We start from the raw sequence: 20,991 nt of genomic DNA, 5'->3' as shown, positions 1-20,991 counted from the left end.
CGCGGCCTGCTGACCCGCACCGCCCCCAACACCTACAAACTGATCCTTCCGGACACCTTGACGCTCGCGGGCAATCCTTAACTTCGCGGCATTGACTCATCAAGGACAAGGACTTCGCGGAGTTCACCGCCATCCGGGACCTGAAAGTGCAGTCGTATCTGAACCTGAAGTACGCGCTGCGCGACGCCCCGCCGCGTCTGTGGTGCAACTTCGGTTCCCTGCTGGGCCACTTCGGGCAGCTCGGCGAAGCGGACTACGCCGCCGCCAACGATTTCCTGAGCAGCGCCGCGACCCACGCGGCGGCCACCTCCGGCCATCCGGAAGTCACCATCGGGTGGACGCTCTGGGGGAGCGTCGGCATGGGCGCGGACGAGCTGACGAAGGCGTACTACGAACGGGCCGGCTCCTACAGCAGCATGCCGGTGCCCGAGGGCGTCCACCACTTCGTGCAGGAGCTGCACGCCCCCGTCCGGCGGCCTTCCGTCGTACACCTGGGGGACGCGGAAGAGGCCACGGTGGAGAAGTTCTACCCCGGCTATCTGGAGCCCGAGGACACCTCGGTGCCCCCGGCCGCGAGGCCCGCGCCTCCCGGTTTCTTCCTGCGCCGTCTGGTGTCCTCGGGCGACCGTTCCGCCGAGTTCGCCTGCCCCTTCGACCTGCGTACCGACGCCTATCTGGAGCACCACACCGTGCGGGGCGAACCGACGCTGCCCGGCACCTTCGTCACCGAACTCGCGGCCGAGGCGGCCCGCCATCTGGTGCCCGGCCGCTCCGTGATCGCCTTCGAGGACCTCAGGTTCGAGCACTTCCTGCGGGTGTACCGCGACGTCCCGACGGCGCCGAAGCGCATCACGGCGGAGATCGTCGAGGACGAAGGGGACACCACCGTCGTCCAGGTCCTCGTCTCCGAGGACGTGGTGTCGCCGGGCGGCGTCGTCCTGGTCGAGAACAGGCCGCACTTCGCGGCCCGGGTGGTCCTCGCGGACGAGTTCGCCCCCGCCCCGCGCTGGGAGCCCTGGGACAGCGCGGACGACACTCCCGTCCCCGATCCGTACCATCAGCCGGGCTCGCCGGTCCGGCTGAGCGGGCCGTTCGTCTCGACGACCGGCACAGCCATCCATCCCCTGGGCAAGAGGGGACGGTACTCCCTCTCCCTTCCCTCGGGCGACCCGGTGTGGCCGCGGTTCACCGTGCCGTGCGTGCTGCTGGACGGACTGGCCAGGGTCGGGGTGCTGGACCTGGTGGACGGCCGGCTGGTGCCGGTCGCCGCACCCCTGTCGATCCGCCGTATCGACCTCTACGAGGAGACGAACGACCACGCCCTGTCGACCGAGCCGGGCCCCGTCGACCTGTACGCCACGCCCCGCGGGTTCGGCCTGTCCGCGGACCGGGTGGACAACCGGTTCGTCGCCGCCCGTTCCGACGGCCGGATGGTCCTCCAGATGAAGGACCTCCGGGCGGCGCTGATCGGCTACGTGGACGCCCGTACGGGCGAGGCCGTGCCCGCCGACGGCGTCCGACCCCCGCGACCGACGTGATCCGCGTGACCAGGAAGGAACGTGAAGCATGCTGACGACTTCGCGGGAGTCGCCGCGTACCGTCGTGCCCGCCGCCACCGGGGAGCCGGTGCCCGGGGACCCGGCGGTGCAGCCGACGACCCGCATGGTGTGGCGGCCCGCCGCGCTGCCACCACTCACTCCGGACTCGTCGCGGCCGGCCGGGATGCGGGTCCTGCTGCTCGCCGGCGACGACGAGAGCGCCGAGCGCGTAGAGCGCGAACTGACCGCGCACGGGGCACAAGTGCGGCGCCGCACACCCGCGACCGCCGCACCCATACCCGACGACGGCGCGGTGGACGCCATCGTCGACCTCACCCTGGCCGGCGAGACACCCGCGCACGGCACCGAGGACCTGACGGGCGTGTGGCGCGAGCCACTGCTGCGGACCGTGACCGCGCTGCGCGAGCAGTACGAGAACTGGGCCGCGGAGACCTCCGCACGGCGGCTGTTCTATCTGGCCGTGACCCAGCTCGGCGGCGGGACGGGGCAGCATCCGGACGACGACCTGGCCCAACCGCTGGGCGGCATCTGGGCGGGGCTCGCCAAGACCCTGCACCGGGAGTTCCCCAACTGCAACGCGCGCGTCGTGGACACCGCGCTCTCGGCGGCAGGGGACCTGCCCGGCGTCGTCGTGAGCGAGCTGGGCCGGACCGGGGAGATCGAGGTCGGCCACCGCGACGGACGGCGCCTGACCCTCTCTCCCGTCGCGGCACCGGTCGGTCCCCCCGTCGTGAGCCTCGGCCCCGAGGACTGCGTCCTGGTCTCGGGAGGCGGGCGGGGCATCGGCTGGGAGCTCGCCCGCACTCTCGCGGAGCAGCACGGTACGCGGGTCGTCGTGACCGGCCGGGAGCCCTTTCCCTCCGCGGACGAACCGTGGTTCGGTGCGGACGCGGACGAACTCAAGGCGTACGAGCAGGAGTTGTGGTCCGGCAGCCGCCGGGGGCGCCCGCTGCCCGAGATCCGCCGCGACATCGCCCGCGTCCGCCGCCTGTGGGAGCTGGCGGGCAACATCACCGGCGCGCGGGCGCGCGGACTGCGCATCGACTACGTTCCGTGCGACTTCACCGACCTGGAGCAGGTGCGCGCGCTGCTGGCGCGAGAGGGCGACGCGCTGACCGGCGTCGTGCACAACGCGGGCGTGGACACCGCGGCCAGGCTGCCCAAGAAGACGGACGACGACATCCTGCGGACCGTGGCGACGAAGATCGACAGCTTCGTCCACCTCTTCGGTGAACTCGCCGACAGCAGGCTGAAGTTCTTCTGCAACGTGGGCTCACTCACCGGGCGGCTGGGCGGCATGGTCGGCCAGCTGGAGTACGCCGGCGCGAACGAGGCGCTCGCCCGGCTGGGCCGGTGGGCGGACCGCCGGGCCGCCTACCCGGTGATGACGCTCGCCTGGCCGACCTGGGACCGTATCGGCCTCATCGCGAACTTCTCGGCGACGCGGCGCTACATGGCGCCGCTCGGCGTCGCGGACGGACTCGCCAAGTGGCAGGCCGAGCTGCTGGCGGGCTCCGCCGGTGAGGTCACCTTCGTGGGACCGCTCGGCGACGCCGTCGACCCCGGCCAGGCCACCGGTTACCCGGTCGTGCCCGACCTGCCCGGATACGCCGAGGTGTACCCGAAGATCCACCACCTCGGCGAGGTGACCTCCTACGAGCCGCACGCCCGGCTGGTGTCGAGGATCCGCTTCGACCGCGACGCGATCCCGGCGCTGACGGACTTCCTGGTGGACGGCGCCGAGGCGGTCCCGGTGAGCCTGCTGCTGGAGAACGCGGTCCGGGGTGCGGAGTGGGTCGTACCCCCGGACTTCCCGGAGCTGCGCCTCGACTGCCTGGAGGACGTCGTCGTCCCCCTGGACCTGTTGCGGCTCGACGGGCCAGTGACGGTTTGGGAGCGGGAACTTCGAGGCGCCTACGACGGACGGTCCTGGACGGTCGAGGCCCGCTTCCGGCGCCCCGGTGGTACGGGCCCGGAGGCGCGGGCGCGGGTCGTGTACGCACCGGGGGACACCCGCTCACCCGCCCCGCCACGCAGCGGGCTCACCCGGATGACCACCTGGCGCTCGGGACCCGAGTTGCTGAGCTGGCGTTCCTCGGTGGTGCCCCGCGCACGGTGGACGCGTACCGAGGAAGGCCGCTGGGCCGGCGAGGTGCGCCCCTGCGCGCCCAACGACCTGTGGGCGACAACGGCCGTCCCGCGCACCGCGCTGGCCATGTCCGCGCTGGAGAACGTGGTGCGGCTGTGCGCGAGACAGGGCGCGGGGATCTCGGTCGCGGTCGACCCGCTGACCGTGGGACGCATCACCGTCCACGCCGAGGAGAACGGAAATTCCGTCATCGAAGGAGATCCCGCGCTCGGCACCTGGAAAATCGCGAGCGCGGCCACCGGCGCCCGCGTCATGACGATAACCGGATTCGAGGGCCCCGTCGCGGGCGATTGACGAACCGACCGATCACCGACATCTCAGAAGACCCCACGAAATGGGAGTGGAGCCAAATGTCGAACACCTTGAAGAACAAGGCAGTTCTGGAGCGCTACTACGAGGAATGCCTCAACAAGGGAAACCTCGACGTCATTTACGAGGGTGCCGCCGATGACCACATCAGCCACGGGACGGCCCCGAACGGCGAAGAGGGCGTGGAACACCTCAAGGAATGGGTGCGGATCCAGCGCGCATCCTTCCCCGATCTCCACGTGACGGTGGACGACTGGATCCTGGAGGGCGAGAAGGTCGTCAGCCGTTTCACCGCGCGGGGCACCCACACGGGCGAGCCCTACGAGGGGATTCCGGCCGGCGGGCGGGAGTTCGCCGTCCCCGGGATCGTCATCGACGAGTTCCGTGACGGGCTGATCGTGGAGAGCTGGTTCTCCCTGGACGCCTTCGATCTCGCGAAGCAGCTGGGTGCCTTCGGCTGAACGCGCGCCGGCACCGGCACCCCGCGGGTGCCGGTGCCGGGCGACGGGGCTAGCGCTTGTCCGTGATGGGCTCGGCGTGGGCCTCGGCGTTCCCCGAGACGGCGATCCGGTCCAGTGCCCGCTCCAGGACGACGGTGTCCTCCAGGGTGTGGATCTCGGTGATGCGCCCCCACTTGAGATACATGAACTGGGTCATGACGTTGTCGTAGCGGGTGCCGTCGGGCAGTGGGCCGCCGATCCGTACCCGGGTGGCCACTTTGGTCAGCCAGGGGCCGCCGGAAATGATGATCTCCTGCGGTTCGAATTCGGCCTCGGGAATGAGCCGGAAGACCCGCTGCCACCACAGGCGCATGGATTCGACGGTATGGCGCTCGCCGGAGAGCGCATGCTCCCCGTAGAAGACGTAGGTGAATTCGGGTGCGAGTGTGTCCACCATGGACTGCCAGTTTCCGGCATTGATGTCGGAGAACGCTTTGCGTAGCTTCGCGGCCACGATCCGGTGATACATGCCCGGCACCTTTCCGTAACGGCCCGCCCTAAACCGTGAAGAGGTAGATCGTGAACAACCGACCGAATCCCGTGCTGATCACGGGCTGTTCGTCCGGCATAGGCCGGGCCTGCGCGCTGCGGATGCACCGCAGTGGAATGCTCGTGTACGCCACCGCGCGCAGGCCGGAAACACTCGCCCCGCTCGCCGCGGAGGGTCTGCGCACGCTGCGGCTGGACGTCACCGACGAGGACAGCATGCGTGCGGCCGTCGACGCGGTCGAAGCGGAGCACGGCGCGGTCGGCACACTCGTGAACAGTGCCGGGTTCGCCGCCTCCGGTGCAGTGGAGGAGATCGAACTCGACCGGATGCGGCGGCAGTTCGAAACCAACGTCTTCGGACTGGCCCGCCTCAGCCAGCTGGTCCTGCCCGGCATGCGGGCCGCCGGCACCGGGACCGTCGTCAACATCTCGTCGATCTTCGGCCGTTACGCGGTCCCGGGCGGCGGCTTCTACCAGGCGTCCAAGCACGCCGTCGAGGCCCTCAGCGACGCGCTGCGGCTGGAGACGGCCGGCTTCGGAATCAGGGTCGTCGTCATCGAGCCGGGCCCCGTGCGCACCACCAACTTCGGCTCGACGTACGTCGACAACCTCCCGTCCGCGGACGAGGTCTACGACGAGTTCCGCGAGCGCACCGCCGAATACTTCGAGGCGATCTACACGGGCAGCCGCCGCACCGTGGCCGGCACCTTCACCGTCCATGCCGACGACGTGGCCCGCGTGGTGGAACGCGCCGTCCACAAGCGGCGCCCCCGCGCCCGCTACACCGTCGGCTTTCTCGCCCGAAGCACCATCGCGCTGCGGCGGCTGGCCCCGGACGCGGTCTTCGACCACCTCTTCGTGCGGCGCGCCTTTCCGGTGCCGCGCAGCACGGCCCAGCCGCGCAGCCTGACCAGGTAAGGACCCTTGATGACCACCACATCCACGACCACGTCCACATCCACCACGGCCCTGCGCACCGCCCCCGGTCCCAAGGGCGCCCCTCTCCTGGGCAGTCTCGGTCCCTGGCGCCGCAACACCGCCGAGTTCCTGCTCGGACTTCAGCGCGACTACGGCGAGATGGTCCGCATGCGGCTGGGACCGATGACGGTCCATCAGATCACCGACCCCGAGGCGGTGCGCAGGGTGCTGGTGGAGAACAACGCCAACTACGTGCGCGGGCCGCTCTACGAGCAGTTCGGCGTGGTCATGGGCAAGGGCCTGCTGACCTCGGACGGCGACTTCTGGCGCGGACACCGCCGGGCCGTGCAGCCGGTGTTCCTCAAGAACGCGGTCACCGACATCGTGCCCAACATCGTCGCGGCCACCGAGGAGATGCTCGACGAATGGGAGGCGAAGGCCGCCCGGGACGAGCCCGTGGACCTCATGACCGAGATGCTGCGGCTCACCCTGGTCACACTCAGCCGCTCGCTGTTCGCCTACGACATCAAGCCCGCGTCGGCCGTGCTGAAGCGGATCGTCGACGACGTCGTGGAGGTCATGTTCCGGCGGGGCACGCCGTCCGAAATGCTGCCGTCCTGGCTGCCCACGGCCCGCAAACGCAAGATCGACCACATCCACCGGGTCTTCGACAAGGTGGTCGCGGACGTCCGCGAGAACCACGCGCGGACCGGGGAGGGCCCACTGATCGCCCTGATGGAGCAGGCCGAGGACCCGGCGACCGGCGAGCCGTGGACCGACCGGCAGCTGCGCGACGAACTGCTCACCATCTATCTGGCGGGCCACGAGACCACCGCCGTCTCCCTGTGCTGGACCCTGCTGTCCATCGCCAACCACCCGCATGTGCAGGCCGAGTTGGACGAGGAGATCAGCGGCGTGCTGGGCGGTGCGACTCCCGACGCCGACCTGGCGGCCGAGCTGACGTACACGCGGATGGTGGTGGACGAGAGCCTGCGGATGTATCCGCCCATCTGGATCTTCCCAAGGGCCGCCGTCGGCCCCGACACCCTGGGCGGCTACGGCATCGAGGCCGGGTCGTCGATCCTGCTCTCGCCCCTGGCCTCGCACCACAACCCGCGCCACTGGGACAACCCGGTGGCCTTCGACCCGTACCGCTTCACCCCGCAGGCCGTACGGGAGCGGCCTCGCATGGCGTACCTGCCCTTCGGGGCGGGCCCTCGGCAGTGCGTCGGCAACAACATGGCGCTGCTCGAACTGCGGATCATCGTCGCGATGATCAACCAGCGGTTCCGGCTCAACCTCGTCCCGGGGGACTCGCTGCAGTACGGATCCCCGGTGATCTCCCTTCGCCCCCTGCGGGACGTGATGGTGCGTCTGCGTCCACGCGAGCGCAGGACGGGCGCCGTCTCCACGTCACGTGGGGGCGTCGGTGCACCGGCGGCCGAGCCGGCGTGCCCGTACCGCCCGGAGGGCGGATAGGCACACACAGGACCCAAGGCGGAAGCGGCCCGTCAGGGATTTCGGCGGCTGTTGAGCCGGGCGGCCTGGCGGGTGAGGTAGTCGCGTTCGGCCAGGTCGGGTGCCTTGCGGGCGGCCTCCGCGTACAGCCGGGCCGCCGTCGTCAGATCACCGTCGCGTTCGTGCAGATACGCCGCCACGGCGGTGTGGCGGGGCAGCGAGTCGTCGTCGAGGGCCGCGAGTGCTGTCAGGCCGGCGCGCGGTCCGTCGGCCTCGCCGACGGCGACCGCGCGGTTGAGGCGGACGACGGGGCTGTCGGTCAGGCGCGTGAGCTCGTCGTACCACTCGACGATCTGCACCCAGTCGGTCTCCTCGGCGGTGAACGCGTCGGCATGGAGTGCCGCGATGGCGGCCTGGGCCTGGAACTCGCCCAGCCGGTCGCGGGCCAGGGCGGCCTGCAGGATCTCGACCCCCTCGGCGATCAGCTTCGTGTCCCACCGGGTGCGGTCCTGCTCGGCGAGCGCCACCAGGCTGCCGTCGGCCGCGGTCCGGGCGGCCCGGCGGGCGTGGTGGAGCAGCATGAGGGCGAGCAGCCCGGCCACCTCGGGGTGGTCGAAGCCGGCTGCGAGCCGGCGGGTGAGCCGGATGGCCTCGGCGGCGAGGTCGACGTCGCCCGAGTAGCCCTCGTTGAAGACCAGATACAGCACGCGCAGCACGGTGGCGACGTCTCCTGGCTGGTCGAACCGCACTCCGGAGACGGTGCGCTTGGCCCGGCTGATGCGCTGCGCCATGGTCGCCTCGGGCACCAGATAGGCCTGGGCGATCTGCCGGGTGGTGAGGCCGCCCACGGCGCGCAGCGTGAGCGCGACCGCCGACGACGGCGTCAGCGACGGGTGGGCGCACAGGAAGTACAGCTGGAGTGTGTCGTCCACCGCTGACGCCGGCCCGGGAGCCGGCTCCTCCTCGATGCGGTCCTCGCGCCGACGGCGTGCGGCGTCCGCCCGCCGCGCGTCGAGGAACTTCCGCCAGGCCACGGTCACCAGCCAGCCCTTCGCGTCCCGAGGAGGGTCGGCCGGCCAGACGCGGAGCGCCTCGACGAGCGCGTCCTGCACGGCGTCCTCGGCCGCGGCGAAGTCGGCTCCGCGGCGGACGAGGACGGCGAGCACACTCGGCGTGAGGTTCCTGAGCAGGGCCTCGTCGATCTGAGTCACTTGAAGGTGCACTCCGTGGTGGTGGACTGCGCGCCCAGGAAGGGGCGCAGTTCCAGCCACTCGTGGATCGGCTTGCCGCCCGCACCCGGTGCGGCCGACAGCTCCCCGGCCAGTTCGACGGCACGCTCGTGGCTGTCGACGTCGATGATCACCCAGCCGGCGATGAGGTCCTTGGTCTCGGCGAACGGGCCGTCGGTGACCGGGGGGTGCCCCTCGCCGTCGTATCGGACGAAGGTGCCCTCGGGGGCGAGCGCCTGGCTGTCGACGAACTCGCCGGTCTCCTCCAGCCGGGCCGCGAAGTCGCGCATGTACTGCACGTGGGCCGAGATCTCCTCCGGCGTCCACTGCTCCATCGGCACGTCGTTGACCGCAGCCGGGGCGCCGCGGTAGTGCTTGAGCAGCAGGTACTTGGCCATCGTGGTTCTCCTCGGTGTGGTGCGGACCATTGTGGTCGCGTTCACCCCGGGGACGGAGCCGGACGCGGGTTCTCGACATCGCCGGCCAGGTTTTTCAGCCGAGTGAACAGTCCTCCTGAGGTGGCAGAGCGGGCACCTAAGATCGTCGGCATGGCACTGCGACCTGTTCAGGTGAACATCAAGGCGGTCGACGCCCCGGCGGTCGGCCGGTTCTGGGCGGAGGCGCTCGGCCGGCATGCCTACAGCCCCGGTGTGACCACCTACGTCGGACCCGCCGGCGGTCTCGTCTGGCCGCACCCGACCGTCCTCGGCATCGACGTCGTTCCCGTCCCGGAGCCCAGGACGACGACGAAGAACCGTGTACACCTCGACCTCGCCACCACCTCCGCGGCCCATCAGGCGGAGCTGATCGCGCGCCTTGAGGCTCTCGGTGCGACGCCCGCCGACGTGGGTCAGGGCCAGGTGCCGTGGACGGTCCTCGCCGACCCGGGCGGCAACGAGTTCTGCGTGCTGGAGCCCCGGGAGGTCTACCGCGACACCGGGCCGGTCGCCGCGGTGGTGGTCGACTGCGTGGACCCGCGGGCCATGGCCCCGTTCTGGGACGAGGCGCTGGGCTGGACCCTGCACGAGGTGAGCGACGATCATGCGTCGCTGCGCTCCGCCGAGGGGTTCGGCCCGTATCTCGAATTCCTCCGCACACCTGACGTGAAAACCGTGCCGGACCGCGTCCATCTCGATCTGCTGCCCCACCCCGGTGACGACATGGCGGCGGAGGTGGCCCGGCTGCGAACCCTCGGGGCCACCGACCTCGACGTCGGCCAGGGCGACGTACCGTGGACGTGCCTGACCGACCCGGAGGGCCACGAGTTCTGCGTCCTCGCCCCCACGGTCTAGCTCGTGGCGTCGGGCTTCCAGTCCTTGACGAGGAGCCCGAGCAGCACCTCGTCCAGGAACTCGCCCATCACCCAGGCGGAGGAGCGCAGGACGCCCTCGCGGACGAAGCCGTTGCGCTCGGCGGAGCGCAGCATCGCGGAGTTGTCCGCCAGCGTCTCGATCTGCAGCCGCTGCAGGCCGAGCACGACGAAACCGTAGTGGCACAGCACCGCGACCACGTCGGTGCCGTAGCCCCTGCCGCGGCAGGACGGCCGCAGGCCCAGCCCGATGTGCGCGGACCGGTTGTGGTTGTCGATGCCCCACAGCGCCGCCGTGCCGAGCAGGGTGTCGCCCTCCAGTGCCACCACGGAGAACTTGACGCTCCCCTCCTTCGTGTCGTCCACGACCAGCCGCGGGTCCTTCGAGCCGGGCGCAACCGGCCGCCACGGCCCGCTCTTGGCCCGCGAGGAGTTGACCACGTCGTCGTAGAGTTCGGCCCGGAGTATCGGGATGTCGTCCTCGTGCCGGGCCCTGAGCCCGACCTTGCTGCCTCTGAGCACGCAAGCTTCCTATCCGACCCGGCCAGTCGGCGGCAAACCAAATAACAACCCTCAACTACCGGATTCGAGAGGCGCGTTGACGCCGTAGCGGCCGGCGATCGCGACGCTAGTGCCCGTAGTCACGCGCCTCGGCGCCGAGGACGTTCAGCAGCGCCAGAGCGTCGGCGCCGGGGGAACCGGGCGGCGCACTGTAGAGCACGAGCTGCTGGTCGCTGTCGGTGAGGGCGAGCGCGTCGCAGTCGACCGTGATCTCGCCGACGGCCGGGTGGCGGAAGGTCTTGGTGAGCGTCGGCGCGGCGTGCACGTCGTGCCGTTCCCACAGCCGGGCGAAGTCCGGGCTGTCGGCGCGGAGTTCGTCGACGAGGCCGGTCACTGCGGGATCCGCCGGATAGCGGGCGAGGGTGGTGCGGAGCTGCATGACCACGTGGTGGCGGAACCCGGCGGCGTCGGAGATCCCGTACAGGGGCGCATTGGCGGACGTCGGCCCGAGGAATGCCCGGCGTGCGAGATTGCGGTCCTCTTCGGCGAGTGCTGCGAAGTCCTCCATGAGCGCGGCCGCGAGGGAGTTCCACGCGAGCACCTCGAACGCGGCGGACATCACGAAGGCCACCGTCTGCGGCAGCCGCTCGAGGAGCGCGAGGATGCTCGGGCGGACGTCCCGCCGGTGCAGCCGGGCACGGGTCGGCGCGGTTCCCGCGAGGACGTGAAGATGGTCGGTCTCGGCGTCGGTGAGCCGCAGCGCGCCCGCGATCCCCCCGAGGACCTCGGCGGACGGCCTGGGCGCCCTGCCCTGCTCGAGCCGGATGTAGTACTCGGTGGAGATGTGTGCAAGGACCGCGACCTCCTCGCGGCGCAGCCCCGGTGTCCGGCGTCGCGGGCCGGCGGGAAGACCCACGTCCTGCGGCTTGAGCCGCTCGCGGCGGCTGCGGAGGAACGCTCCGAGCTCCTGCTTGTCCATACCGCAAGTGTGCCCGCGGCGCGGCGGCGGATCCTGGTACCGGCTGTGCCTGTATCCGGCCGGCAGCCGCGCCGACGCTGCTGTCATGACGAACACCACTGACACTGACATCACACCCGTGGGCCTGCTCACCGGCAAGGTCGTCCTCATCACCGGTGCCAGCCGCGGCATCGGGGCGGCCGCGGCCCGGCTCTTCGCCGCCGAGGGGGCCGCTGTCGTGCTCGCCGCCCGCAGCACCGGCGCCCTCGACGCGATCGTCGCCGACATCCGCGCCGAGGGCGGCGCCGCCGACGCCGTCCCCCTGGATCTCGCCGACCGCGCGAGCATCCGGGCCGCCGTCGACCGCGTCGAGAAGCTGCACGGCCGGCTGGACGGCGCCTTCAACAACGGCGCCGTCCCCCAGCAGCAGGTCGGCCCGGTCGACACCACCAGCGACGAGGACATCGACGAGCAGTTCGCCGTCAACTTCCGTGCGCACTGGACCGCCATGACCGCCGAGGCCGCCCTCATGCGACGAGGCGGCGGCGGGGCGATCGTCAACACCTCGAGCATCGGCAGCCGCCGCGCGAACCCCGTCCTGCCCGCCTACGGCGCCATGAAGCGCGCGCTCAACAGCCTCACCGAGACCGCGGCGGTCAACTGGGCCGGTGACCGCATCCGGGTCAACGGCATCACCCCCGGCGGCACCTCCACCCAGATGATCGACACCTGGGAAGCGGCGACTCCGGGCATCGTCGAGCAGATCACCGCGAGCATCCCGCTCGGCCGGATGGCCGAACCCCGACAGATCGCCGAAGCGGCCGCATGGCTGCTCAGCGACCGCGCCTCGTATGTGACCGGCGCGATCCTCCCGGTCGACGGCGGCGCCGGCGCCTGACGAGAGGTGGTCCCGTTCGTCGGCGTCCGGATGCAGGACGCGGGCAAGGGTTCGAGCACCGGAACGGATGCCTGCACACGGCCCTGTTCGAGTCTGGTGCAGTAGTCGGTGCCGCGCAGCCCGGCCACCCGGCGGGGCCCGCCCGTCTCCGGCAGTCCGACCGTGCGCGGCTGCAGCTCCTGACGGCACTTCTCGAGCCGCATCCGGCAAGCTGCCCTACGTCGTCTCCCGGGGCCGGGTCAGTCGGTCGGCAGCGTCGGCTGGATGCGGCGCAGGAACGTCGCGTTGTCGGGGGTGTCCCGCATGCGCTCCAGGAGGGTTTCCAGGCCTGCCTGGCCGTCGCGGGACTGCAGGACGCGGCGCAGGCCGCGTACGGCGCTCAACTCGGCGGCAGACAGCAGGAGTTCCTCGCGGCGGGTGCCGGACGGGATGATGTCGACGGCCGGGAAGACACGCCGGGCGGCGAGCTCGCGGCTGAGGCGGAGCTCCATGTTGCCGGTGCTCTTGAGCTCCTCGAAGAAGTAGTCGTCGGCACGGGAGCCGGTCTCGACCAGCGCGGTGGCGAGGATCGTCAGCGAGCCGCCCTCCTCGGCCAGCCGGGCGGCGCCGAAGAACCGCTTGGGTCCGAGCAGCGCGGTCGCGTCGACTCCGCCGGTCAGTGTGCGGCCACCGGCGGCGGCCGCGTTGTTGTGGGCCCGGCACAGCCGGGTCAGTGAGTCCAGCAGGATGACGACGTCCTCGCCGGCCTCGACGAGCCGCTTGGCCCGCTCGATGACCAGCTCGGCCAGGGCGATGTGCTGCTTGGCAGGCCGGTCGAAGGTCGAGGCGTACACCTCGCCGCGCACGGAGCGCCGCATGTCGGTGACTTCCTCGGGGCGCTCGTCGAGCAGCACCACCATCAGGCGGCACTCGGGGTGGTTCCCGGCGACGGCGGCCGCGATCTGCTGCAGCAGCACGGTCTTGCCGGTCTTGGGCGGAGCCACCAGCAGGCCGCGCTGGCCCTTGCCGACGGGGGCGATCAGGTCGGCGACGCGGCCGGCGAGGCCGGCCGCCGGGTGTTCCAGGCGCAGCCGGTCGCGCGGGTGCAGCGGTGTGAGGTCGCGGAAGTGGCGGCGGCCGCGCAGTTCGTCGGGCGTGCGTCCGTCGACCCGTACGACCTCGGTCAGGGCGCGCCGGCCGTCGCGTACGCCTTCGACGAGGTCGCCCTTGCGCAGGCCGTGACGGCGGATCAGGGCGGGGGAGACCGAGACGTCGGAGGGCGAGGCCGGCAGGCTCGCGGCGCGCAGGTGCCCCTTGCCGCCCGCATCGATGTCGAGGACACCGGTGGCTGCCTGGGTCGTGGGCTCCTGCTTGACAGGGGCGTGTTCGAGAGTGGTGGTCATGGTGGTCGGTCCTTTCGAGGACGGATGGCATGAGACATGCGGAAGGAAGGGGTGGGAGGCCGCGGAACAGAGGCGGACAGAGCGCCTTCGGCGGCGGGAACAGCACCTCGGGTACGGCACGGCCGTGCCGGTTGCGAGGCGGTGCTGGAAAGCCGGTGCGCCGACCGGGAACGGCGGGCGATGCGGCGAACTGAAGAGGAACTGACACCGGCGCCCTCAATGGGGGCGTACACAAGTGCTGTCAGGACCGTACCACAGCGTGTACGGCGCCAAACCACTCCTCTGCACCGGCCAACGCGTCGACGGCCTCGCTTATTCCGCGGATCCGCGCAACTCGACGAGACGTGGTCGGCCGCCGCCCGGCGCAGGCGGGAAGAACTCCGGATCGGTCACAGTTGGCGTGGGACGAGTGTCCGACGACGGGAAGGGCAAGTCATGCGCGCACTGATCGTGGACCCTGAGGCACCGGGACGACTGCGCCTGGGGGAGGCTCCTGATCCGCGTCCCGCGCCGGGCCAGGTGCTCGTCGAGGTCCGGCACACCTCGCTGAACGCGGCTGAGCTGTGGTTCGCTCAGCAGGCGGCGCCGGGCGAGGTGATCGGCTTCGATGCGGCCGGCGTCGTCGTGGGCGCCGCGGCGGACGGCACCGGGCCGGCGCCGGGCAGCCGGGTCGTGGGATTTGCGGAGGGCGGCGGATTCGGGTCGCTGCGGGCCATGGACGTGGCCGATGTCGCCGTCGTGCCGGACGGCGTCGACCTCGGCGAGGCGGCCGCGCTGCCGGTGGCCGCGGGCACCGCGCTGCGGGCGCTCGACCAGGCGGGGGCGCTGCTGGGCCGCCGGGTGCTGGTGACGGGGGCCTCCGGCGGGGTGGGCGGGTTCGCGGTACAGCTCGCGCGGCTCGGCGGGGCGCAGGTCGTCGCGGTGGCCGGGTCCGAGGACGGGCGGCGGTGGGTTGCCGAACTCGGGGCGGACGAGGTGGTGGGCGGGGTCGGTGAGGTGACCGGGCCGTTCGACGTGGTCATCGACACCGTGGGTGGCGAGCAACTGGCCTCCGCCTACGGCCTGTTGGCGTTGGGTGGCAGCGTGCAGAGCATCGGCTGGGCGTCGGGGCGGGAGGCGGTGCTGCCCGTCGGGTCGACGCTGGGCAGCCCGGCGCCCAAGGCGATCGTGTCGGTCTACAACGGCGGCGGACTCACCGACCGGCAGGCCCAGTTGGGGCGGCTCTTGACCCTGGTCGCCGCCGGGAGGCTGCGGGTGCCGGTGGGCTGGCGCGGCCCCTGGGGCAAGATCGCGGATGCCGTGGAGGCGCTCGGCAGCCGCAGTCTGCGCGGGAAGGCGATCCTCGACATCGAGTGAGTTCCGTTCGCCCCGCACACCAGCGGTACGAACCCCCGATGGCCTTTCACTGACCTGCTTCTTGTTCCGGCACCGGCCGCTACCTAGGCTGCCACCACCGCACTTCGGCAGCCGTGGGCCGCGGGCCGGTTCCGGATCGCCGCCATGCCCGTCACCACCACCTCCCTGGCCGCGTTCATCGGCCCGGTGCTGCTGCTCGACATCGGCTTCATCTGCGTCGTCTCCTCGCTGACCTGGGCGGCCGTGAACGCCGTACCGATCGACATGACCGGCATGGCCGGCGGTGCCACCAGCCTGGTCCGCGAGTTCGGCCAGGCCCTCGGGCCCGCCGTGATCGGCACCGTCGCGATGAGCGCCGCCTCCTCGGTCCTGGCCGGCAGGCTCAGCGGTGCGGATGCCGGCATGGAGGCCGCCGCCGGACCCCTTACCGTCGTCAACGCCGGCATGGCCGGGGTCCGTGACCTGGGCCTCTTCTCATGGGCCCGGCGTTCGGTCAGGCGTTGGGGTCGAACGGGATTCCCGCGGGCATGGAATGGGCCAGGGCGTAGGAGAAATCACCGTCCTTGATCTTGATGGTGGCGGCTCCGAAGTCAGCGCTCAGGAGCTTGTCGCGGAAGCCGTCGGGATAGCCGTTCCAGCCGACCAGACGGGGGTAGAACCAGCCGCCGGTGGCGTTCTCCGGCGGCTCGTCGTTGGTGTTGGCGAAGCGGAAGCAGTGCGTCGAGACGCCGTCCTTGTGGTAGACGATCTTCGGGTGGGTGCCGTCGAAGCGCACCGACGAGCGGGCCGCCACCTGATAGCCGCTGTGCTGCGACACCGACACGTACCGGACCTCGTTGTTGCTGATCCACACGACCACGTGCTCCCAGTCGTGCCGGTGCCCGATGGCGGCCGGTCCCAGGGTGGCCTGGTCCTTCTCGAAGTAGCTGGCGTACATCACGGCGCACCAGCCGTTGTCGCACTTCTCGCGTGAGTAGGTGTTGGCATTGGCCAGTTGGGCGATGTCATGGCAGTGGCCGTTGACGTCGCCGCCCAGCTTCAGACCGGGGTTGATGGTGCCGTCGGCGCCGATGGCGGCGGTGGCGTAGCAGCCGTCGCGGTCGTAGTCGAAGGCCGGGGAGAAGGTCTGCTCCAGGCCGTCGGCGTTCTGCGGCAGCAGCTGCAGGACGTTCGCGCGGGCACTCGCCGGTAGGGCCACGACGAGTGTCAGCGCGCCGAGAGCACCGGCGACGGCCTTCGCGAGGAAGGTCAACTTGCCCATGGCGGCTCCTGGTTGGACGGTTCACGTAAGCCTTGCAGCTGGTCCAGACCATGACAGGGTCCACCGCGACCGTCAATACTTAAGGAAAGAAGTGAAGTTGATGGCTGAAACCGTGGGTCTCATCGTGAGACTGGCTATCGTGAGTGCATGAAGCGGACGTCGTTCTCGAACTGGCCGTGTTCGATAGCCAGAACCATGGACCTGGTGGGTGATGCGTGGACGCCCCTCGTGCTGCGCGAGGCCTTCTACGGGATCCGTCGGTTCGACGAGTTCCAGAAGGAACTGGGCATCGCCCGCAACACACTGGCCGACCGGCTGCGCCTCCTCGTCGACGAAGGGCTGCTCGACAAGCGGCCCTACCAGGACGAACCCGTGCGCCACGACTATGTGTTGACCGAAAAGGGACGGGACTTCTTCGGCGTACTCGCCGCGATGTCCCGGTGGGGCGACCGCTGGCTGGCACAGGGGGCGGGCGCCCCGGTCGTCTTCCACCACGACGCATGCGGCCACGACACCGAGGCCGAGGTGGTCTGCGCAGAGTGCCGGGAGCTTCTGCGGGTCGAGGACACGTCCATGAGGATGGGCCCCGGCTATCCCGAACGGCTGCGGCAACGGCCCGACATCCAGCGCCGGTTCGGGGCGGCCTGACGGTGCCGGCAGCACCGGTGGAACGCCCTGGTCCCCCTTGACAGCTCAAGTTCTATAAAGCAACTCTGATGGTCAGGCCCTTAATGGTGAGGAGGCTGACCGGTGTGAAGTGGACCGGCGCGCACTACACGGACAAACCCACCGTCGAGGTCCGGACCTGGATCGGAGCCCCGCCGGAGCGGGTGTGGGCGCTCGTCACCGACATCGGACTGATGCCGAGCCTGAGTGACGAACTCCAGTCGGTCGAGTGGCTCGACGGCGCCACCGGGCCGGCGGTCGGCGCCCGCTTCCTCGGCCGCAGCAAGCACCCGGCGTTCGGCGAATGGGCCAGCACCTCGTACGTCATCGAGTACGAGCCCGGGCGGGTCTTCGCCTGGGCGGTGCAGGACCCCGCCGAGCCCTCCGCGGTCTGGCGCTTCCGGCTGCACCCGGGAGGCGGCGGCACCGAGCTCTCGCAGTGGATGCAGATGGGACCCGGCCGCTCCGGTCTGTCCGTGGCGATCGACCGGATGCCGGAGAAGGAACAGAAGATCGTGTTCGTACGGATGCGGGAGTTCGAGCACAACATGACCGTCACCCTCGAACACATCAAGAAACTGGCGGAGGCCCACTGATGCGTACCGCGACCACCGTCGAGGCCTCCGGCGGTGAACACTGGTCGGAGCAGTCCGACTTCGTCGTCGAGGCCGAGAAGCTCGGCCTCGACATCTGCTGGGTGGCCGAGGCATGGGGCTCCGACGCGCCCTCCGCTCTCGGCTACTACGCGGCCCGCACCGACCGGATCCTGCTGGGATCCGGCGTCATACAGGTGGGCACCCGCACCCCGGTCGCCGTCGCACAGACCGCGATCACCCTGTCCAACCTCTCCGGCGGACGGTTCCTGCTGGGCCTCGGGGCATCCGGTCCGCAGGTGATGGAAGGGCTGCACGGCGTCCCGTTCGCCCGGCCGCTGTCCCGTGTCCGGGAAACCGTGGAGATCGTGCGCCGGGTGCTCGACGGCGGCAAACTCTCGCACTCGGGACGGGAGTTCACCATCCCGTTGCCCGGCGGCGACACCGTCCCCATGCGGCTGTCCACGCGGGCCGAACACGACATCCCTCTCTACCTCGCCGCCCTGTCACCGGCCATGCTGCGGCTGACCGGCGAGCTCGCCGACGGCTGGCTCGGCACCAGCTTCGTGCCCGAGGGCGCTGCGGGGGCGTACTTCGCCCACCTCGACGAGGGCCTGGCCCTCGGCGGCCGCAGTCGCAGCGACCTGGACGTCTGCCAGGGCGCCGAGGTCGCCTTCGCCCCCGACGAGGAGGCACTCGGCGCGATGGTGGCGGGCCGCAAGAAGGAACTGGCCTTCAGCCTCGGTGGCATGGGCTCGGCGTCCACCAACTTCTACAACCTCGCCTACAGCCGCCAGGGCTGGGCGGAGGCGGCCGCCGAGGTGCGCGAACGGTGGCAGGCGGGCGACCGGGACGGTGCGGCCGGCCTGATCACCGACGAGATGGTGCTCGGTACGACACTGATCGGCACCGAGTCCATGGTGCGCGCACGGCTGCGGGTGTGGCGGGAGGCGGGAGTGGACACCGTACGTCTGTATCCGGCCGGGCGGACCCTGGACGACCGGCTCGCCACCCTGGGCCGGGCGATCGAACTCGTGCGGGAGGTGGACGGCCCCGAGTGAGCCCGTCCAGGGAAGGTTCGTGCGGGGTGTCGATTGCGGCGGCGCCCGTTCGTCGGTGGGGTGTAGGAAGCTCATGACGACCGGGAGGACCCATGAAGTACATGCTGCTCGTCTGCGGCGACGACACCGCCGACGCCACGGGCATGGCACCCGTCGAACCCTGGGTGGAGGAGCTCGGCGACCGCAGCGTCCGGCTGCACGGCCACCGGCTGGCCCTCCCCTCGGAGGCGGTCACCGTGCGGGTACGCGACGGTGAGGTGCTGCGCACCGACGGCCCGTTCGCGGAGACCAAGGAGTACGTCGCCGGATTCGACGTCCTGGAGTGCGACAGCCTGGAGGAGGCCGTGGAGGCCGCCGCCAAGCACCCGGTGGCCACCATCGGGGCCATGGAGGTACGACCGTTCTGGCCGATGTGGGACGAGGAGGACGAGGAGACGTCGATCCGTCGGCTCGACGCCGAGCTGACCGAGGCGGCCCGCGAGCGCGACGTGGAGCGGATGCTGGCCTGCTACGCGCCGGACGTCGAGATCTTCCACCTCGCCGACGGCGGCCGGCGGCAGGGCCTCGACGCCTTCCGCAAGGCGGTGGAGGACGAGTTCGCCACCGTCACCGGGCCCGTCACCCGCGAGGTCCTGGAGCTGCGCATCCACGTCGACGAGAGCATCGCGTTCGCCCATGCCCTCGTGCGGACGCGGGCCACCCGCACGGACGGCACCCCCGTGGACGACGTGCTGCGCGTGACCACCGGCTACCGCAACGCGGGCCTGCGCTGGCTGATCACCCACGAGCACCTCTCGCCCGCCCCGGACGCCCACCCGGCGAAGGACAGGCCGTGAAGTACGTGCTGTTCGTCTGCGCGCCCGCGGACGAGGAGGAGCCCGCCCCCACACGGGTCACCGCCCGCCTGCGGCCGCCCTCCGATGCCACCACCGTGCGCCTCGCGGGCGACGAAGTCCTCCTCGGCGACGGGCCGTTCGCCCGCACCGAGGAGTACATCGCGGGCGTGGACCTCGTGGAGGCCGACGACCTCGACGAGGCCATCGCCCTCGCCGCACGGCACTCCGCCGCCCTCGGCGGCGGCACCGTCGAGGTGAGGCCGGTACGGGAGTGAACGTGCCTGACGTCGAGGAGGCCGTCGCCGCCGCCTTCCGTGAGGAGTGGGGCCAGGTCGTCGCCACCCTGATCCGGGTGACCGGCGACTGGGACCTCGCCGAGGAGTGCGCGCAGGACGCCTTCGCCCAGGCCCTGACCCGGTGGCGGCACGACGGAGTGCCGCGCCGCCCCGGAGCCTGGCTGACCACGACCGCCCGCAACCGCGCCCTCGACGTGCTGCGCCGGGAGGCGGTGGGGGCGGCGAAACTGCGGGAGGCGGCAGTGTTGGCGCGCGACGAGGGACCGTACGACCCCGATCCCGACCACGACGGCGACGACAGCGGCGTCCAGGACGACCGGCTGCGACTCGTCTTCACCTGCTGCCATCCCGCGCTGGCCATCGAGGCGCGGGTCGCCCTGACCCTGCGCACCCTCGCGGGACTGACCACTGCGGAGATCGCCCGCGCCTTCCTGGTCCCCGAGGCCACCATGGCGCAGCGCCTGGTGCGCGCCAAGAAGAAGATCCGCAACGCGGGCATCCCGTACCGGGTGCCGCCCGCGCACCTCCTGCCCGAACGCACCACGGGCGTGCTCGGGGTGCTCTACCTCCTGTTCAACGAGGGGTACGCGGCCACCACCGGCGGCGACCTGGTGCGCACCGACCTGTGCGCGGAGGCAATCCGCCTCGCGCGCGTGCTGGCCCGCCTGATGCCCGACGAGCCCGAGACGCTCGGCCTGCTCGCCCTTCTGCTGCTGCACGACGCCCGCAGACACACGCGCGTGGACGCGGCCGGGGAACTGGTGACCCTGGAGGACCAGGACCGCACCGCCTGGGACCGCGCCGAGATCGACGAGGGCGCCGCTCTGCTGGAGACGGCACTGCGCCGCGGCAGTCCCGGCCCGTACCAGATCCAGGCCGCCATCGCCGCCTGCCACACCGCAGCCGCCACGGCCGAGGACACCGACTGGGCCGATATCGCCGGACTGTACGGCGAGTTGGCCCGCTTCGTGCCCTCCGCCGTGGTCCGCCTCAACCGGGCCGTGGCCGTCGGTATGTCCGAGGGCCCCGACGCGGGACTCGCCCTGGTCGCCGAACTGGAACACGAAGGCGATCTGGCCGGCTACCACCTGCTGCCCGCCACCCGCGCCGACCTGCTGCGCCGCAGCGGACGTACGGCAAGAGCCGCCGAGGCGTACGAACGGGCGCTGGAGCTGGTGGAGAACGACGCCGAGCGGAGGTTTCTGGAGAAGCGGCTCGCGGAGTGTCGATCCGCGTAGGGGCCGTTCGTCGGTGGGGTGAAAC

The 20,991-nt window shown here is 71.2% G+C and carries 22 protein-coding genes and 1 pseudogene; 15 read left to right on the top strand and 8 right to left on the bottom strand.

All coding sequences use genetic code 11. From position 1 onward, the window contains the following. The first annotated feature begins 98 nt into the window (after positions 1-98). From AB0N07_RS35660 to AB0N07_RS35650, 3 genes are read left to right on the top strand one after another with little or no spacing between them, the layout of a single operon-like run. Positions 99-1,538, top strand: coding sequence for a KR domain-containing protein (locus AB0N07_RS35660; RefSeq protein ID WP_365842370.1), 1,440 nt, complete (start codon positions 99-101; stop codon positions 1,536-1,538). Positions 1,539-1,566: 28 nt separating this feature from the next. Then, positions 1,567-4,002: a KR domain-containing protein gene (locus AB0N07_RS35655; protein ID WP_365842362.1), complete on the top strand. Its 2,436-nt coding sequence runs from the start codon at positions 1,567-1,569 to the stop codon at positions 4,000-4,002. Positions 4,003-4,058: 56 nt separating this feature from the next. Further along, the gene (locus AB0N07_RS35650) at positions 4,059-4,478 is read left to right on the top strand and encodes an ester cyclase (protein ID WP_365842360.1); all 420 of its coding nucleotides are present in this window, start codon (positions 4,059-4,061) and stop codon (positions 4,476-4,478) included. 49 nt (positions 4,479-4,527) lie between these two features. Here AB0N07_RS35650 and AB0N07_RS35645 read toward each other — a convergent pair whose 3' ends face one another. Next, on the bottom strand, positions 4,528-4,986 hold the full coding sequence (locus tag AB0N07_RS35645; RefSeq protein WP_365842358.1) for a nuclear transport factor 2 family protein: 459 nt from the start codon (positions 4,984-4,986) through the stop codon (positions 4,528-4,530). Positions 4,987-5,036: 50 nt separating this feature from the next. Here AB0N07_RS35645 and AB0N07_RS35640 point away from each other — a divergent pair, with 50 nt between their 5' ends. Continuing rightward, positions 5,037-5,924: an SDR family NAD(P)-dependent oxidoreductase gene (locus AB0N07_RS35640; RefSeq protein WP_365842356.1), complete on the top strand. Its 888-nt coding sequence runs from the start codon at positions 5,037-5,039 to the stop codon at positions 5,922-5,924. A gap of 9 nt (positions 5,925-5,933) precedes the next feature. Further along, positions 5,934-7,403, top strand: coding sequence for a cytochrome P450 (locus AB0N07_RS35635; RefSeq protein ID WP_365842354.1), 1,470 nt, complete (start codon positions 5,934-5,936; stop codon positions 7,401-7,403). Positions 7,404-7,435: 32 nt separating this feature from the next. On the opposite strand, the gene AB0N07_RS35630 is transcribed toward AB0N07_RS35635, so the two are convergent. Both AB0N07_RS35630 and AB0N07_RS35625 read right to left on the bottom strand, forming a co-directional pair. Beyond that, positions 7,436-8,584: a DUF6596 domain-containing protein gene (locus tag AB0N07_RS35630; protein ID WP_365842368.1), complete on the bottom strand. Its 1,149-nt coding sequence runs from the start codon at positions 8,582-8,584 to the stop codon at positions 7,436-7,438. Positions 8,585-8,589: 5 nt separating this feature from the next. Then, on the bottom strand, positions 8,590-9,009 hold the full coding sequence (locus AB0N07_RS35625) for a YciI family protein (RefSeq protein ID WP_365842352.1): 420 nt from the start codon (positions 9,007-9,009) through the stop codon (positions 8,590-8,592). 150 nt (positions 9,010-9,159) lie between these two features. Between AB0N07_RS35625 and AB0N07_RS35620 the strand changes: the two genes are divergently transcribed. After that, a complete protein-coding gene (locus AB0N07_RS35620; RefSeq protein ID WP_365842350.1) occupies positions 9,160-9,903 on the top strand; it encodes a VOC family protein in 744 nt (247 codons plus the stop codon). On the opposite strand, the gene AB0N07_RS35615 is transcribed toward AB0N07_RS35620, so the two are convergent. Both AB0N07_RS35615 and AB0N07_RS35610 read right to left on the bottom strand, forming a co-directional pair. Beyond that, a complete protein-coding gene (locus tag AB0N07_RS35615) occupies positions 9,900-10,442 on the bottom strand; it encodes a GNAT family protein (RefSeq protein ID WP_365842348.1) in 543 nt (180 codons plus the stop codon). The two genes, AB0N07_RS35620 and AB0N07_RS35615, sit on opposite strands and share 4 nt — an antisense overlap. A 106-nt stretch (positions 10,443-10,548) precedes the next feature. Beyond that, positions 10,549-11,400, bottom strand: coding sequence for a helix-turn-helix transcriptional regulator (locus AB0N07_RS35610; protein WP_365842346.1), 852 nt, complete (start codon positions 11,398-11,400; stop codon positions 10,549-10,551). An 85-nt stretch (positions 11,401-11,485) separates the two neighbouring features. On the opposite strand from AB0N07_RS35610, the gene AB0N07_RS35605 reads away from it, so the two are divergent. Beyond that, entirely contained in the window at positions 11,486-12,277 is a 792-nt protein-coding gene (locus AB0N07_RS35605; protein WP_365842344.1) for an SDR family oxidoreductase, read from the top strand. 3 nt (positions 12,278-12,280) lie between these two features. On the opposite strand, the pseudogene AB0N07_RS35600 reads toward AB0N07_RS35605, so the two are convergent. Both AB0N07_RS35600 and rho read right to left on the bottom strand, forming a co-directional pair. Continuing rightward, positions 12,281-12,480 (bottom strand): annotated as a pseudogene (locus tag AB0N07_RS35600) (transcriptional regulator); the annotation flags it as partial. 36 nt (positions 12,481-12,516) lie between these two features. Beyond that, a complete protein-coding gene (rho, locus tag AB0N07_RS35595; protein WP_365842342.1) occupies positions 12,517-13,659 on the bottom strand; it encodes a transcription termination factor Rho in 1,143 nt (380 codons plus the stop codon). A gap of 435 nt (positions 13,660-14,094) precedes the next feature. Between rho and AB0N07_RS35590 the strand changes: the two genes are divergently transcribed. Then, positions 14,095-15,015, top strand: coding sequence for a zinc-binding dehydrogenase (locus tag AB0N07_RS35590; RefSeq protein ID WP_365842340.1), 921 nt, complete (start codon positions 14,095-14,097; stop codon positions 15,013-15,015). A 144-nt stretch (positions 15,016-15,159) separates the two neighbouring features. Beyond that, positions 15,160-15,582: a hypothetical protein gene (locus AB0N07_RS35585; protein ID WP_365842338.1), complete on the top strand. Its 423-nt coding sequence runs from the start codon at positions 15,160-15,162 to the stop codon at positions 15,580-15,582. Here AB0N07_RS35585 and AB0N07_RS35580 read toward each other — a convergent pair. Beyond that, the gene (locus tag AB0N07_RS35580) at positions 15,509-16,276 is read right to left on the bottom strand and encodes an NPP1 family protein (RefSeq protein ID WP_365842336.1); all 768 of its coding nucleotides are present in this window, start codon (positions 16,274-16,276) and stop codon (positions 15,509-15,511) included. The genes AB0N07_RS35585 and AB0N07_RS35580 overlap by 74 nt on opposite strands. Before the next feature lie 147 nt (positions 16,277-16,423). Between AB0N07_RS35580 and AB0N07_RS35575 the strand changes: the two genes are divergently transcribed. The 6 genes from AB0N07_RS35575 (at position 16,424) to AB0N07_RS35550 (ending at position 20,966) form a co-directional block, all read left to right on the top strand. Further along, positions 16,424-16,924 (top strand): helix-turn-helix domain-containing protein, encoded by a 501-nt coding sequence (locus tag AB0N07_RS35575; RefSeq protein WP_365842334.1) that lies wholly within the window; start codon positions 16,424-16,426, stop codon positions 16,922-16,924. Between the two features lie 104 nt (positions 16,925-17,028). Continuing rightward, positions 17,029-17,538, top strand: coding sequence for an SRPBCC family protein (locus AB0N07_RS35570; RefSeq protein ID WP_365842332.1), 510 nt, complete (start codon positions 17,029-17,031; stop codon positions 17,536-17,538). Further along, positions 17,538-18,596, top strand: coding sequence for an LLM class flavin-dependent oxidoreductase (locus AB0N07_RS35565; protein WP_365842330.1), 1,059 nt, complete (start codon positions 17,538-17,540; stop codon positions 18,594-18,596). Before AB0N07_RS35570 ends, AB0N07_RS35565 begins: the two co-directional genes overlap by 1 nt. Before the next feature lie 92 nt (positions 18,597-18,688). Then, entirely contained in the window at positions 18,689-19,432 is a 744-nt protein-coding gene (locus AB0N07_RS35560; protein WP_365842328.1) for an SgcJ/EcaC family oxidoreductase, read from the top strand. Continuing rightward, positions 19,429-19,707, top strand: coding sequence for a YciI family protein (locus AB0N07_RS35555; RefSeq protein WP_365842326.1), 279 nt, complete (start codon positions 19,429-19,431; stop codon positions 19,705-19,707). The genes AB0N07_RS35560 and AB0N07_RS35555 overlap by 4 nt, the downstream gene beginning before the upstream one ends. Continuing rightward, positions 19,704-20,966, top strand: coding sequence for an RNA polymerase sigma factor (locus AB0N07_RS35550; protein ID WP_365842324.1), 1,263 nt, complete (start codon positions 19,704-19,706; stop codon positions 20,964-20,966). Before AB0N07_RS35555 ends, AB0N07_RS35550 begins: the two co-directional genes overlap by 4 nt. The last annotated feature ends 25 nt before the right edge of the window (positions 20,967-20,991 follow it).

Origin of the sequence: Streptomyces sp. NPDC051172 (assembly GCF_040682555.1) — a bacterium.
In the GTDB taxonomy this organism is placed as follows: Bacteria; Actinomycetota; Actinomycetes; order Streptomycetales; family Streptomycetaceae; genus Streptomyces.
This window is presented reverse-complemented; position numbering and strand designations above follow the sequence as displayed.